Below are 15,729 nucleotides of genomic sequence, written 5' to 3'. Positions count from 1 at the left end.
TCTTCACCCTTACTATTTTAACTTTTAACAATTTTTTTTCAAACGTGGATTTTATAGAGCCTTTCCTGGACAAAAGTGAATCCCGTATGCAGGGTGGCAAGTGCCTAAGAGCCTGCATATGATGCCGTAACGATAAATATGAGAAGGGAGAGAGCTGCTTGAAGAACAAGAGCCGAAAGACCACCAGAAGCAAAAAGCCGCTCTATCGTGTAATTGACCCGGATATGAATGAATTAAGTATGATACAGCGCTTGAAGCCACAGCCTGCGGAGAGGGAGACAGAAGCAAGACTTCATCAGGTTGCTTCTCCGCCTCCCCCAATGGTAGAGGAGGCGGAGCTACAGACCATTGCCGAGCCCGAAGTCCCAATCGGGGACGGGACGGAGAATAAAGATGCAGGTGCAGCAGAGGAAACTCAAGTATTGATGGATGTGCCCGAAGAGCCTGAGCTTCTATCTGAGCCTCTATCTGAGCCTCTGTCTGAGCCCCCGTCTGAGCCATTGCCTGAAGCGATTGACGTCGAAGAAATTTTGAACAATAAAAAGGCGCCACATGTAAACAATGCTTTCATCTATACAGACGATTTAAGTGATCTGGCTGTAACCGGTGAGAAGATCGCTCCCGCCTCCATAGATTCCAGCAAGCTGAAGCAAGAGAGCGTCCAAACGGAAACTCTGGCGGATTATGCTGTTCATACCATTAAAATAGCTGACGGTGCAGTAACTTCTTCGAAAATTGCCCCGGATTCCATTACGGTGGAGCATCTGTCGGACGCATCGGTGGCAGGCAGCAAGTTGCAGGATCGTTCCATTGGCGGTGAGAAGCTTCGTGATGGCAGCATCACCCCGGAAAAGCTGGCCGATAAGATTATCAGCAGCGATCATATCGCGAATGGCTCGATTGAAAGCCGACACTTTAAGCAATGGATTGTGTCTTCAGAAATGCTTCAGGATCAGGCGATCACCTCTGATAAAATTCGCAGCGGCACAATCCAATCTAACAATTTGGCCAATGAGGCCGTCGACAGCTCCAAGCTTGGAGATCAGTCTGTGACCACGTCCAAACTGCGGGATGGGGCTGTGGATGGCTCTAAAATTCAGGCTGGCAGCATTGAAAGTGCACATTTAACGGAGCATGCCATCACTGCCCGGCATCTGGCACCCGGTTCGATTAACCGCAAGCAGCTTTCCGACGGAATTGTGGGCAAGGAACAACTGGAAGAAGGAGTTGTCAGTGGGCGTCATCTGGAGTATGAGGCCGTCACCAGTGCGCATATTCAGGCTGGAGCGATTGAAAGAAAGCATCTGAGTCCCGGCTCCATTGGGGAAGAGCAGCTTGGAACGGGCCAAGTAACAGCTCGTCATTTGGCAGACCGGAGTATCCAGTCCAACAAGTTGGCGGATCAATCTGTAGGCTCGCTGCAAATTGTCGATCAATCCGTGACTTCATCCAAAATATCGGATCAAAGCATTTTACCGCACAAAATCGCCGATGAGGCGGTACTTACCAGACATATTGCCACAGCGGCTATACAAGGCCCTCAGCTTGCTCCGGAGGCGGTCTCTTCATTACATCTTCAGTCCGAAATTATTCGGGAAAATCATATTGTAACGGGTGCAGTTACGGAGCATCATTTACAGTCCGGGGCTGTCACGAGCGAGAAATTAGGGAAGGGCGCAGTTCTGGATCACCATGTGGCGAATCAGGCGGTCAAGGAAAATCACATTGCTTCGAACGCTATTAAGCCTGACAAAATTGCTGACGAAGCGATTACGGAAAGCAAAATTGCCGCAGGGGCGGTAACCAGAAATAAAATTGCGCCTCAAGAAATTGCAGATGTACACATTGCATCCGGGGCTATTCGTGAAAACCATCTGGCGGACAAAAGTGTGGGTGGTAAGGCATTACAGGCTGAGTCCGTTCGTTCGGCGCATTTGGCCGTGGGTTCTGTGCTAAGTGAACATATCGGGAACGGAAGTGTGGGAACCTCGGCTTTGCAAGGGCAGTCTGTTACCGCAGACATATTGGGTGAAGGCGCTGTTCAAACAGGGCATCTGGCGAGTGGAGCGGTGTACTCCCATCATTTGCAGGATCATGCGGTAACTTCGCTGAAACTGTCGCCAGAGAGCGTAGCTACGGATAAAATTAATGATCTGGCGATTACAGCTCCTAAATTGGCAGAGGGCAGCGTAACTTCCTCCAAGCTGTCCGCACGTTCCGTGCAGCCGTGGCATATCACGGATAAAGCTGTACAGAGCAATCATCTGGCTGTTGAAGCGGTGGAAGCGAATCATCTCGCTCCTGAATCCGTCACCTCCAACCATTTGCAATCTGCATCGGTCCTGACCAAGCATCTCGCCCCGGATAGCGTATCTGGTCATATACTTCAGGCGGAAAGCGTCACCTCGGAGAAGCTGGCGGCTCGGGCCGTGCAAGCGCCCAACCTGGCGGAAAGCAGCGTCGGTCCTGCACATTTGGCTGCGCAAGCGGTACACACCCAGCATTTGGCAGCCGGAGCGGTACAGGAAACGGCACTGGCTCAGAACGCGGTGAAGTCCGAGCATCTTGCACCGGAATCCATCCAATCGGAGCATTTGCAAAACGGGGTCATTCAGGGAGAGCATATCGCATTCCAGGCCGTGGCGACCTCGGCCTTACAGGATGAAGTGGTCACCTCTGTCAAATTGGCGGAGGAAAGCGTAACTTCTACCAAGCTGTCTGCCCATGCAGTGCAGTCCGGGCACATTTCAAACGAGGCGGTCCAAAGCAACCATCTGGCTGTGGCAGCTGTCGATTCGGCGCATCTGGCAGCCGGAGCGGTCACCTCGGTACATCTACAAGCTTCCACGGTGCTTACGAGACATCTGGCCCCGGATAGCGTATCCGGTCGTGCGCTCCAAGCGGAAAGCGTCACCTCGGAAAAGCTGGCGGCGCGCTCGGTACAAGGAATGAACCTCGCAGAAGGCAGCGTCGGTCCTCCGCATCTGTCTGCGCAGGCCGTACACCCCCGGCATCTGGCAGTTGGAGCGGTACAGGACAGAGCGCTGGCAGAGGGAGCTGTGAAGTCCGTGCATATCGCACCGGAGTCCATCCAGCCGCATCATCTGCACATCGGAACCATTCAGGGCGAGCATATCGCATCACAGGCGATATCGACCGATGCTTTGCAAAGTGAGTCTGTTACGTCCGACAAACTGGCGGAGGAAAGTGTAACCTCCACCAAGCTATCTGCCCATGCAGTGCAGTCTGGGCACATTACAGATGAAGCCGTACAAAGCAGCCACCTGGCTGTGGCGGCTGTGGATTCGACACATCTGGCAGCCGGAGCGGTCACCTCGGTTCATTTGCAGGCTTCCTCGGTGCTTACGCGACATCTGGCCCAGGATAGTGTATCCGGTCGTGCGCTCCAAGCGGAAAGCATCACCTCGGAAAAGCTGGCAGCACACTCGGTGCAAGCGACGAATCTCGCGGAAGGCAGCGTTGGCCCTGCACATTTGTCTGCGCAGGCCGTACATCCCCAGCATCTGGCAGCCGGAGCGGTACAGGACAGAGCGCTGGCAGAGGGGGCTGTGAAGTCCGTGCATATCGCACCGGAGTCCATCCAGCCGCATCATCTGCACATCGGAACCATTCAAGGCGAGCATATCGCATCACAGGCGATATCAACCGATGCTTTGCAAAGTGAGTCTGTTACGTCCGACAAACTGGCGGAGGAAAGTGTGACGGCCGCCAAGCTGTCCGCCCACTCGGTACAGCCGTGGCACATTACGGACGAAGCGGTGCAAGGGAACCATTTGGCAGAAGAAGCGATTCAATCGAGCCATTTGGCCCCGGAAGCCGTCACCTCTGACCATTTGCAGGCTTCGGCGGTGCTTACGAGACATCTGGCTCCGGATAGCGTATCCGGTCGTGCACTTCAAGCGGAAAGCGTCACCTCGGAAAAGCTGGCGGCGCGCTCGGTACAAGGAATGAACCTCGCGGAAGGCAGCGTCGGTCCTGCACATTTGTCTGCGCAGGCCGTACATCCCCAGCATCTGGCAGCTGGAGCGGTACAGGACAGAGCGCTGGCAGAGGGGGCAGTGAAGTCCGGGCATATCGCACCGGAGTCCATCCAGCCACATCATCTGCACATCGGAACCATTCAAGGCGAGCATATCGCATCACAGGCGATATCAACCGATGCCTTGCAAAGTGAGTCTGTTACGTCCGACAAACTGGCGGATGAGAGCGTGACGGCCGCCAAGCTGTCCGCCCACTCGGTACAACCGTGGCACATTACGGACGAAGCGGTGCAAGGGAACCATTTGGCAGAAGAAGCGATTCAATCGAGCCATTTGGCCCCGGAAGCCGTCACCTCTGACCATTTGCAGGCTTCGGCGGTGCTTACGAGACATCTGGCTCCGGATAGCGTATCCGGTCGTGCGCTCCAAGCGGAAAGCGTCACCTCGGAAAAGCTGGCGGCGCGCTCGATACAAGGAATGAATCTCGCGGAAGGTAGCGTCGGTCCTGCACATTTGGCTGCGCAGGCCGTACATCCCCAGCATCTGGTAGCTGGAGCGGTACAGGACAGAGCGCTGGCAGAGGGGGCAGTGAAGTCCGTGCATATCGCACCGGAGTCCATCCAGCCGCATCATCTGCACATCGGAACCATTCAGGGCGAGCATATCGCATCACAGGCGATATCAACCGATGCTTTGCAAAGTGAGTCTGTTACGTCCGACAAACTGGCGGAGGAAAGTGTGACGGCCGCCAAGCTGTCCGCCCACTCGGTACAGCCGTGGCACATTACGGACGAAGCGGTGCAAGGAAACCATTTGGCAGAAGAAGCGATTCAATCGAGCCATTTGGCCCCGGAAGCCGTCACCTCTGACCATTTGCAGGCTTCAGCGGTGATGACCCGGCATATTGCGCCGGGAAGTGTATCTGTTCACGCGCTCCAGGCAGGGAGCGTGAACGCTGAGAAGCTTGCGCTTCGGGCAGTGCGTGCTTCGAATCTGGCGGAAGCCAGCGTAAGCTCCGTACATCTGATGGAGCAAGCAGTACACCACCAACATCTGGCTGATGGGTCGGTACAGGAATCAGCGCTGGCAGAAGGCGCGGTGCAATCAAGGCATATCGCATTGGATTCCGTCCAGTCGGAGCATCTGCAAGCAGGTGCCATCCAGCCGCAGCATATAGGCTGGCAGGTGGTGTCGGAAGACGCAATGCAGGAAGGAGCGGTTACGTCCAGCAAGATCGTGAATGGAGCGGTACAGTCCTGGCATGTGGCCGAGGAGTCCATTGAAGGCCGACATATTGGCGAGGAAGTCATTGATACGTATCACCTGAAGCCAGGGGCGGTGACGCTGGCTCAGCTATCCACAGATATTCACCTCGCGGGGCTTTTGCCGGAGGAAGGTATCAGTGGCGACAGACTCCAGGTAGATAGTGTATCTCGAAGCCATCTGAAAGCTCAGGCCGTCGACAGCGAGGTGCTGAGCCCGGAAGCTGTAGGATCGGAGCATCTACAGACCGCTGCGGTACAAAGCCATCACTTGGCAGAGCAAAGCATTGAAGGGCATCATCTGGTGGAAGGCTCCGTAGGCTCGCGTGAGCTGGAGCTGAACGCAGTGAAGCCGGAGCATCTGAGCATCACCCCGGTTCGTACTTGTGCCAATCAGTCTGCATTGCAGCAGTTTGGCAGAGCGCCGTTTCTTTTGAAGGGCAGCGAAGGAGAGACGGAAGTGACCATTGTATTCGCAGAGCCTTTTATGAACCCGGACTATACGCTGGTAGCGATGACGAACCATCCTCTATTTCATGCGACGCTGAAATCGCAGACGCCGAATGGAGCGGTGATCGTAGTAACCAAATGGAACGAAACCGCGCACAACTACGGTATTGTTTCCTGGATTGCCATCGGTTAGTGAATGTAATTGTGTAAAACTTATAGCGTGCAGACTCACGTATTTTCTGAATACGGGGCTGCACGCCTTTTCATATACTTTTCACACATTTGTTCCACAATTATCCCGAATTCTCCTGATAAGCTAAAGATACTTTAAAGGAGAGGTGATACAATCATGAAAAAATGGACTAAAAATGCAGCAGCCGTATTGACCGTAGTAAGCGTACTGGGAGGAGCAAGCAGTGCATTCGCCGCTACAGCGACACCAACGCCAGCTACAACTGCAACAGCAACGAAAGCACCGGCGGTTACGACCCCGGCTACCAAAGCACCAGCAGTAAAAGCACCTGCGACGAAAACACCAGTGGTGAAAGCACCTGTTAAAAAAGCTGCAACAGCTCATAAATCAACAACAAAAGCGAAAAAAGCTCCAGTCAAAAAAGCGGTTGCTAAAAAAGTAGCCCACAAAGCAAAAACAGTAAAAGTGAAGCATCGTACCGTTAAACATCATGTGAAAAAACATCATGCCGTAAAAACAAAAGCGCCAGCTCACAAAACTCGTGCACACCATGTTGTAGCTAAAAAAGTGGCTCATAAAGCTCCTGTTAGAAAAGTGACTCATGCAAAAACAGTGGTAAAAACAGCTCCAAAAACAGCAGTGAAAACAGCCCCAAAAGCAGCTAAAGTGGTAACAACCAAGAAATAAGGTTGGAGCGCAATTCGCCTCCAGCTCGCCTGGCATATACAGCAGCGATTCATGATAAGAAAAGACGGGACCGGGGACGGTATACCCGTCTTTTGTCTATTTTGCTAGGCTTCTGTTAAGCTTATAGAGAGGATGAAATCATCCAGAACAACGGCAAGGGGTTAAGGTCATGACAAAAATAGTGGTAGTAGATGATGACGTGTTCATTTTGCAATTAATATCTGAATATTTAAAAAAGGAATCCTACGAGGTGGCTTCCTTTTCCAGTGGAAAAACACTGGTAGAGCATATCCGTACCGACCATCCGGATTGTCTCGTTCTCGATATCATGATGCCCGGAATTGATGGACTTTCCCTGTTGACTCAGCTGCGTGAATTTACGGAAATGCCGATTATTATGATCTCCGCTCGAGGGGAAGAAACTGACCGTATTCACGGGCTGGAGCTGGGATGCAGCGATTTTTTAACTAAGCCATTCAATCCTCGGGAGCTGGTTGGCAGAGTCAAAGCCATGCTGAGGCTGACCAAGGCCGGAACATCTGTACCGGACGATAAGGAGGCAGCAGAGGCAGTCGGAAATGTATGTCGTGCGGGCAATCTGTGTATTTTCGCTGAATTTCGTAAGGTAACGGTGGACGGTCAAGAGCTGAATCTAACCTCGCGTGAATTTGATTTGCTGCTGTTTCTTTCGAATCATTTGGAAAGACCTTTTGGCAGGGAGCATCTGATTCAGCAGGTGTGGAGCTATGATTTTATAGGTGATGTGAGGGTCGTGGACGATCTGGTCAAACGGATTCGTAAAAAGCTGGCGGAATGCCACTCTACGCTCGTCATTAATACCGTTTGGGGATTCGGATATAAAGCAACGGTTCAGGAGCAGTAGCCATGCGTACGATGAGAGCTAAAATACTGCTGTCTCTATCCATCGCAATGCTCATTACCGTTTGTATTACGGTGGTTTTGTTCATCAGGCTTATCGACGACCTTCTTGTAAATCAGGCTAAATCCAAGCTTCATGAGCAGGCACGCAAAGCCGTCCATATTATGAGCGACGGAGGCTTTGATCGGCTGGATAACGCTGAGCTTAACTATGTTATCAAAGGTATGCTTTTGTCTGCCGATTATTTTATTTTAAGCACGGATAACCGCATCATCGACTCCAGTGTTTCTGGAATGGAGGGCAAGAAGATAGAGAGTTTGCTATTGATCCGTCAGGGTTTTTTTGCATCCGTTCATCCGTCTGCCCATGATCTGGCTACCGTACATGAAGGGGTTGCTGTGCTCCAAGGTAAAAAGATACTGTTTACAAATGAAGAACTGCCCGGGCAGCCTTTTCGTATTTTTGTATATTCACCGCTGTCTTCTTTAAGAGCGCTGTATGTGCCATTAATGAGAACCACGCTGCTATCCATTGTCGCGAGCTTTGTCGTCATTCTCGTCATTGGACTGATGGTCGTTTCACGTCTGGTGCGCCCACTCAAACGTCTGAAGGAGGCCGTAGGCAACTACGAGCCGAATCAACCACAGGATAGTGATTTTCCACAAGCGGACAAAAGTGAGATTGGCGAGCTGATCGGTACTTTTCACTCCATGTCTACCCGTATACAGCAGCATCACCACGGTCAAATTGAATTTTTGCAAAATGTATCTCACGAGCTAAGGACACCGTTAATGTCCATTCAAGGCTACGTTTACGCCATTCAGGATCAGGTGGTATCCCAGGATGAGGGGCTGAGTATCATTAAAGTGCAGTCCCAGCGATTAATTGATATGGTGGAAAAGCTGCTTCAGCTATCGAGGCTGGAGGCGTTGAACGAAGAATGGCCTGTCTCTCTGATTGATCTTAGAAGCATGGCAGAGGACGCTGTTCATTTGTTGATGCCGGTGGCTGCCGAACGCTCGATCTCGCTTCGCGTGGAGGGGGAGGGCCTGCATGTAGCTGTTCCGGCCGAGCAATTATTCCGTATGATGCTGAATTTGTTGCAAAATGCGGTTCGACATACCTCCACGGAGGTTGTCATCCATTTGGAGGCGGGAACGACACCGGAGGTTGTATGGATAATCCATGTGGATGACGACGGAGAAGGTTTAACCGAAGAAGAGGCGGCTGAGGTGTTTGGACGATTCTATACCGGCTCGAACGGTGTTACAGGTCTGGGATTGGCTATTTGCCGCCAAATTGCCTCCCGGCTGAACGGAGAACTGATCTGCACACGCTCGCCATTGGGTGGAGCACGGTTCAGCTATATTCAACGCATGTTATAAATGAGTGCAAAAAATGGTTAAAAATGATCGTTTTTCTGGATAAACATTCCGTTAATATAACACAATATGACAGGTTTTAGGTATTATTGCAGATATAGCTTGACTGGCGGGTACTAAACTGAGTAAAATTAATCGTATATACCTTGACTCTTGAACGTCGTTTTTTTAGATAGTGGTCAATAATAGTGGTTAATAATAAATGAAAGAGTGATGAGATGAACCGCCTTTTGGAAGTGAAGGACTTAACGATATCTTTCAAGACCCGCCAGGGACTAGTGCAGGCCATTCGTGGCGTAAACTTTCATGTCAATAAAGGAGAGACGCTGGCGATCGTGGGCGAATCCGGCTCAGGCAAAAGTGTAACTTCACAGGCTGTGATGAAGCTGATTCCGACCCCTCCCGGTATTTATCAAAAGGGTCAAATTATTTTTGACGGACAAGAGCTGATTAATAAAACGGAAAAGCAGATGCAGAAAATTCGCGGTAAGGAAATCGGACTGATTTCTCAGGACCCGATGACCTCGCTTAACCCGACGATGAAAGTCGGCAAGCAAATCACGGAAGTGCTTTTCAAGCATGAAAAAATATCCAGGGATGCTGCTCATAAACGTGGTATTGAGCTGCTTAATCTGGTAGGTATTCCACATCCGGAGCAGCGTTTTAACCAGTATCCGCATGAGTTCAGTGGTGGTATGCGTCAACGTGTCGTTATCGCGATGGCATTGGCTGCCAATCCGAAGCTCCTGATTGCCGATGAGCCGACGACTGCACTGGATGTAACGATTCAAGCTCAAATTTTGGAGCTGATGAAGGACCTTCAAAAGAAGATCGACACTTCCATCATCTTTATTACCCATGATCTTGGCGTTGTAGCGAAGATGGCGGATCGTGTTGCTGTTATGTATGCCGGACAAATCGTGGAAACGGGTACAGTTAATGAAGTTTTCTATAACCCGAAACATCCATATACATGGGGACTTCTCGCTTCCATGCCAAGTTTGGACAGTCACGGTCAGAAGCTGGCAGCGATTCCGGGTACACCTCCTGATTTGCTTCATCCGCCTGTAGGGGATGCTTTTGCAGCCCGCAGTGCTTATGCGATGAAGATTGACTTTGAGAAAGAGCCTCCGCTCTTTCAATTATCCGATACGCATTTTGTGAAATCATGGTTACTGCATCCGGATGCGCCTGCGGTTGAGCCGCCAGAAGCGGTAAAGGCCAAGCTTCGCAAGCTGGATAATGCATTTGAAAAGCCCGTTTTGGTAGAACAATACGGCGGTTAAGGTGTAATGTAGTTTGTAAATAAACCGAGTCAAAATAAAGAAGGGCTGTTCTCTCCGTGGAAGAATCTACGGTGGGAACAGCCTTTTTGGTGTGAAGCCGCAGGTTGTGAGAGCCTGTGGCTATTTGAGCTAGCGGGGCAGTTTTTTACAGCTTGCCGGAACCGGCTTGGGAAGTGACTTCTGCCTTCACGCTGGCGGATGGAGAAATCTTATCGTTCAGCGATGGTTTCCAGCCTACAGAGGAGCTTAGACCCGCGCTGGAGCCTGCATTTACGGCTTGTCCATTCAGGAGAGTGCCTGTGTCGGACAGGGCGGTGCCTCCAAAGACAGTTACGATTTTAGCTGCGGACAAACCTGCAACGTCGATAACATTGTTTTCGGCGAAGATTTTGGAGGATTTGCCTGCGCCCCATATATACAGCGAAGGATATTCGGAGCGTTTTACATCACCTGTATAGTAATTGTTGTACAGATGGACTTGTCCATACCGCACGCGTGGTGTGCGTTGTACTGTGTTTTCATAATAATTGTGATGCAGGGTTACACGTAAAGCCCCTTCATCTGCTGTTTTGCTGTCGCTGTTGCCAATAATCGACGTTTTATCATGATCGTAAAAGTGATTGTAAGAAGCAGTAACCAGATCGCCTTGGTTAATCACATCGAGAAGTCCATCATGATGCTGATATTCTTGACCGTAAAAGGTGCCGTTTCCGCTATCGGGGCGAGATCCATCATTGAAGGTATTGTGGTCTACCCATACATGTGTGGCGCCATTAATTGTAATGCTGTCATATTCCGAATTCCAGTTGCCTGTACTACCGTCAGTTGGGTCCCACTGAGGGAAATAATCGTAGGCATCCTGGAATTCAATATTACGGATAATGACGTTGTCCGTCCCTTTTTTCAGTTGGAAGTTTACGCCGTTAATGACGGCATCGCTACCCAGACCGACAATCGTTGTATTGGACGGAATTTCAATGACGACACGACTGGCTTGACTTTTTTGTGAAGCTTCACGTGCCTTTTCCAATGTACCGGACGGAACCTTTTTACCCCACGTAGATGGATCATATGCTTTGAGGTATGCATCGAAATCATATTTAGGGTCCTTGTAATCGTTTAATCCTAACGGCTTGTTATTGTCATCGACATTGACATTGATTGTGCCTTTGACATAAATGATTTTAGGAGTTGTATTACTGCTTTTACCCAAGGCATCCACAAGCTGTTTGCGATTTGTTACGGTGAAAATATTGGAAGAAGAGGCTGCAGATCCGCCTGTTGTGCCTGTAGAAAAGGCTGCCCATCCGTTCTTGCTGCCGAGCACCTCCTTACCAATATCGCCTGCCGCATGAGCGGGTGTGCCAAGAGGAGCAAGGGTAGTGAACAGCAGAGCTGCTGCAATGCCGAGTGAAAATCTCTTTTTCATAAAGTGACCTCCGTATATGGGGTTAGTGGAGTAGACGAACGAAGGGAGTCCCGGGTGCTCCTATGGTTTCTACTTTTCTATCATACTTCTTGTTCCAGTATTTGTTAATATAATAAAAGTTACATACTAAAATATTTGTCGAAAATTTTACATAATACAGCGTACCCCTACTTTTTTCCATTAATATCGTAGTTACACTAATGGAAACGTTAACAATCATATGAAATGGGAATTGTATATATGAATATATGGAATTGTTTTTGTATTTTCTACTCGGAAAATCATTATTTTCCGTATTCTGAATTCGCGCTTTCCGTGGAAAAATACTGGGAAACGAACAAATTTCATGCTACAATCAAAATTGGTAAATATAACAAAATTGAGCATATTTACCACAATACTAGCAATGGGTCGTACACTAGACAAATGGAAGTGAACATAGGTTAGCTGAAAATGTTAACGATTTCAATCTAAGAGGAGGAATCTCAAATGTTAAGAAACCGCTCATTTTATCGCAGATTTTGGCTGACTGCGTGGGCAGTCCTGTTACTCATACCAGCCGCTCCAAGCTGAAATATATAGATGAATAGCACCATTTTGATCTATATATTTCTGATTACAAGTCACTTTGTGGATTTTCGCAAAATCCTCAGGTACAATCCTTGTAATATAGCTGAGGAGGAATGGGCATCATGGCAGAGCATTTAGCAGATATCTTGAAGTTATTGAAGCAAAAAGAGTGGGTGGATTTGTCCCACGCCTTTTATCCTGAAATTCCTCATTTCCCGGTATTCGATGATGTTCAGGTAGACACGCTGTTTACTCATGACGATGGTTTTTTTGTGAAGCAATACCGCTTTCCGGGTCAGTATGGTACTCATATTGACGCGCCAGTTCATTTTGTGAAGGGCAAACGTTATTTACATGAGCTTTCCTTGAAGGAACTGGTTCTGCCACTGGTCGTTATCGATCGTGCAGCAGCTGTCGCCGCTAATCCCGACTATGAGCTTACGGTTGCGGATATTGTAGACTTTGAGAAGGAGCATGGACGAATTGTTGATCAAGCTTTTGTAGCCTTTCGCAGTGATTGGAGCAAGCGTTGGCCTGATTCGGAAGCTTTTTCGAACAAGGATGCAGCCGGAGACGCACACTGCCCGGGCTGGTCGCTGGAAGCGCTGCGCTTTTTGGTGGAAGAACGGAATGTGGCTGCGATCGGACATGAAACGCTGGATACCGATTCCTCCGTGGCCTATCGCAAAGCAGGCAAGCTGGTAGGGGAATATTACATATTGGAACAGGATCGTTATCAGGTTGAGGTGCTGACGAATTTGGACAAGCTGCCCGCGATGGGTGCTGTTATTTATAATATCGTTCCGAGCATTCAGGATTCCCCCGGATTTCCGGTACGTTCCTTTGCTATTTTACCTTAATCATAAACAAGGAAAGGTCGATTACAGACATGAATATCTGTGATCGGTCTTTTAAGATCTATATGGGTAGTATGCAGTTATGCCAATCGGTTGCTTTTCCATCCTCCTGGGCTGAAACAGTCAGCTCATTTGATTCACTCCTCTTATTCACGGTTTAGAACGTCCGTTTTTATTTGGTTACATATCCATTTTTATATTAATAAAACAAGACGATAGTTATCCTTTTTCGCCTTGCATAAATATCATTTGCAATTTAGTTAGTTATCACTTACTATATGCTTATGAACAAGAAAACACATGTAGATAGCAAAAAGAAGGATATTATGCAAGCAGCTATGCGCTTATTTGCAACCAAAGGCATCGACGGCATTTCTGTCAAAGAAATCGGGGAGGCTGCCGGTGTGACGGATGCCGCGATTTATAAGCATTTTAAGAGTAAAGATGCGATGGCCCTGGAAGTATTCGGGCAGTATTGCAACAGCTACACTACGTTGATTGACTTCTATCGCAAGCAGAGCGGGAGCTTTATTAGTCGTTTTCATCAACTGGTGGACGAGGTGCTTGTGATGCACGATGAAGACCAGTATGGTCTGCTTCTGTTATCACAGCATCATGAGCTGTATGTAGAGGCCAGCCAAAGCTCGAATGTCCGGCAGCCGCAGGATGCGTTAGTCGAATTTATCGAGCAGGGGATTCAGCACGGAGAACTGCCCAAGCAGGATGCCCTGCTATCTGGTGTGCTCATTATTGGGGCCATTACACGCTTGTCCGTGTCCAGTCTGGAGGGTGAATTGCCCCAGCAGCTTATTCCGTTTGCAACGGAGGTCAAGGAACGTTTAACCGCTTTATTAAGTCAAGGTCAGTAGTGACCTTTTCTTTTTAAATATAAAGTTAGTGTTTTCTAACTAAAAAAATAAAATATGAGGGTAGGAAGTGGCTCGAATGTCTAAAAAGATATTGGTTATTCAGGGAAATCCGGTCGTTGGCAGTTATGGAGAAGCGCTGGCTCAATCCTATGTAAAAGGAGCGGAGGCTGCGGGGGCTGAGGTGCGTTTATTGCAGTTGTCCGCGTTGGACTTTAATCCTAATCTATTAGGTGGATATCGCAATAAATTGCCGCTGGAACCGGATTTAATCAAGGCTCAGGAATCCATTAAGTGGGCAGAGCATCTCGTTTTCGTCTTTCCGATCTGGTGGGGCAGCTTGCCCGCATTAATGAAGGGTTTCATTGACCGTACCTTTATGCCGGGGTTTGCGTTTAAGTATCAAAAGGGAAAGTCGTTGCCTGACAAGCTCTTAAAAGGCAGAACGGCCCGCCTCATTACTACGATGGACGGACCGGGCTGGTATTACCGATTTTTCCAGGGACAGCCTGGGCATCGAATGATGAAGGATTCCACGCTGCATTTATGCGGTGTCAAACCGGTGCATTCTACTGTGATTGATCTCATGAATAAGAAAACAGATCAACAGCGCAACGATTGGCTGAGCAAGGTCGAGCAGCTAGGACGCAGCATGAGTTAAGTTTTCATGATGCCGGGATCAGTCTGATTCCATTGCTGGATTTAATGAATCAGTGGGGACAGGATCATCAAAAGCTGAGAGCTGCATCGGAGTAGATTGGTTAATAGAATAGGGTCAGCCTAACAGTCTCTCTTTGAAGTAAAAGAGGGGCTGTTTGTGGCACGTCTCACAGGGCTACATCTGGGAGATGATCCGGCTAAAGTAACATTCTCCCCTTTGAAAAGTTGATTTCCCTATCCCGTCCTGTTTTTCGTTCCCTCTATAATCAAATTAAAGATTCTAGGGGGGCATTCGATGAAACTGAAAAAAGTACACGCCTATGTGTTTGTATTCCCGAGTTTGTTTCTGACCCTTGTGTTTGGCATTTATCCTCTGCTTTGGGCACTACGCTATATGTTCTATGATTATCAGGGATTCGGGACGCCTGTTTTTATTGGCCTCGATAATTTTGCGCGAGTTCTGCGAGACCAGCAATTCTGGTCCTCCGTGGGAAATACCGGGATTTACGCTCTCGGCAAGCTGCTCATCACCATTCCAATGTCTCTGGTTTTGGCTATTATTTTGAATCGTAAGTTAAAAGGGCGTTCCTTGCTGCGGGCGATTTATTATGTGCCCACGATTTTCAGCGCCTCGGTGATGGCGATCGTCTTTTTTATTATCTTCAACTCCTACAACGGAATTTTGAACCAACTGCTGCTCAAGTATCATCTTGTCTCTGCCCCGATTAACTGGCTTGGTGCCGATCAAGCCATGATGACCACCATTATCATCGCCATCTGGGGCGCTGTGGGCAACTACATGCTACTGTTCCTCGCTGGTCTTCAAGGCATTCCCAACGACCTTTACGAAGCGGCTTCGCTTGACGGTGCTAATGAGTTCCAGAAGCTTAAGTATGTGACGATTCCGATGCTGGGACCTGTTATGCAGATGATCATCATGCTGGCCATTACCATCTCCCTCAAGGGCTATGAGAGCATCATGGTGCTGACCGAAGGTGGTCCTTATGGAAAAACAGAGGTGATGTATCTGTATCTGTTCAAATTGCTGTTTCCGGTGTCGGCTGAAAGCCAGTCGCTCCAGCAATTGGGTTACGGCAGTGCCGTCGGCTTCACTACAGCGTTGCTTGTAGGGGGAGTTACGTTCATCTACTTCCGTATTTCCAAGAAGCTGAATGATATTTACTAGAAGCAGGCAGGAGGAGAACA

Annotated in this window: 10 protein-coding genes; 9 read left to right on the top strand and 1 reads right to left on the bottom strand. The window is 49.0% G+C overall.

Going from position 1 to position 15,729, the window contains the following annotated elements:
- Positions 1 to 158: 158 nt before the first annotated feature.
- From ABIA61_RS22630 to ABIA61_RS22610, 5 genes are all read left to right on the top strand, one after another.
- Positions 159 to 5,906, top strand: a complete 5,748-nt coding sequence (locus tag ABIA61_RS22630) for a WIAG-tail domain (RefSeq protein ID WP_283652882.1) — start codon at positions 159 to 161, stop codon at positions 5,904 to 5,906.
- A gap of 156 nt (positions 5,907 to 6,062) precedes the next feature.
- Positions 6,063 to 6,593: a hypothetical protein gene (locus ABIA61_RS22625; protein WP_283652881.1), complete on the top strand. Its 531-nt coding sequence runs from the start codon at positions 6,063 to 6,065 to the stop codon at positions 6,591 to 6,593.
- A 169-nt stretch (positions 6,594 to 6,762) separates the two neighbouring features.
- On the top strand, positions 6,763 to 7,476 hold the full coding sequence (locus ABIA61_RS22620) for a response regulator transcription factor (protein ID WP_283652880.1): 714 nt from the start codon (positions 6,763 to 6,765) through the stop codon (positions 7,474 to 7,476).
- 2 nt (positions 7,477 to 7,478) lie between these two features.
- Positions 7,479 to 8,858, top strand: a complete 1,380-nt coding sequence (locus ABIA61_RS22615; protein WP_283652879.1) for a sensor histidine kinase — start codon at positions 7,479 to 7,481, stop codon at positions 8,856 to 8,858.
- Between the two features lie 215 nt (positions 8,859 to 9,073).
- Entirely contained in the window at positions 9,074 to 10,141 is a 1,068-nt protein-coding gene (locus ABIA61_RS22610; RefSeq protein WP_044648917.1) for an ABC transporter ATP-binding protein, read from the top strand.
- A 145-nt stretch (positions 10,142 to 10,286) separates the two neighbouring features.
- Here the strand turns inward: ABIA61_RS22610 and ABIA61_RS22605 are convergent, their stop codons facing one another.
- On the bottom strand, positions 10,287 to 11,570 hold the full coding sequence (locus ABIA61_RS22605; RefSeq protein ID WP_283652878.1) for a pectate lyase family protein: 1,284 nt from the start codon (positions 11,568 to 11,570) through the stop codon (positions 10,287 to 10,289).
- A gap of 692 nt (positions 11,571 to 12,262) precedes the next feature.
- Here ABIA61_RS22605 and ABIA61_RS22600 point away from each other — a divergent pair.
- The 4 genes from ABIA61_RS22600 (at position 12,263) to ABIA61_RS22585 (ending at position 15,709) form a co-directional block, all read left to right on the top strand.
- Positions 12,263 to 13,000 (top strand): cyclase family protein, encoded by a 738-nt coding sequence (locus ABIA61_RS22600; RefSeq protein ID WP_283652877.1) that lies wholly within the window; start codon positions 12,263 to 12,265, stop codon positions 12,998 to 13,000.
- Between the two features lie 281 nt (positions 13,001 to 13,281).
- Entirely contained in the window at positions 13,282 to 13,866 is a 585-nt protein-coding gene (locus ABIA61_RS22595) for a TetR/AcrR family transcriptional regulator (RefSeq protein ID WP_283656308.1), read from the top strand.
- 76 nt (positions 13,867 to 13,942) lie between these two features.
- A complete protein-coding gene (locus tag ABIA61_RS22590; protein WP_283652876.1) occupies positions 13,943 to 14,524 on the top strand; it encodes an NAD(P)H-dependent oxidoreductase in 582 nt (193 codons plus the stop codon).
- Between the two features lie 294 nt (positions 14,525 to 14,818).
- Positions 14,819 to 15,709 carry a carbohydrate ABC transporter permease gene (locus tag ABIA61_RS22585; protein ID WP_283652875.1) on the top strand — a complete coding sequence of 297 codons (891 nt, stop codon included), beginning with the start codon at positions 14,819 to 14,821 and terminating at the stop codon, positions 15,707 to 15,709.
- Positions 15,710 to 15,729: the final 20 nt, after the last annotated feature.

Source organism: Paenibacillus sp. RC21 (genome assembly GCF_044907935.1).
GTDB lineage: Bacteria > Bacillota > Bacilli > Paenibacillales > Paenibacillaceae > Paenibacillus > Paenibacillus terrae_A.
Note: the sequence above shows the minus strand (reverse complement) of the source record. Positions and strands in the feature narration are given on the sequence as shown.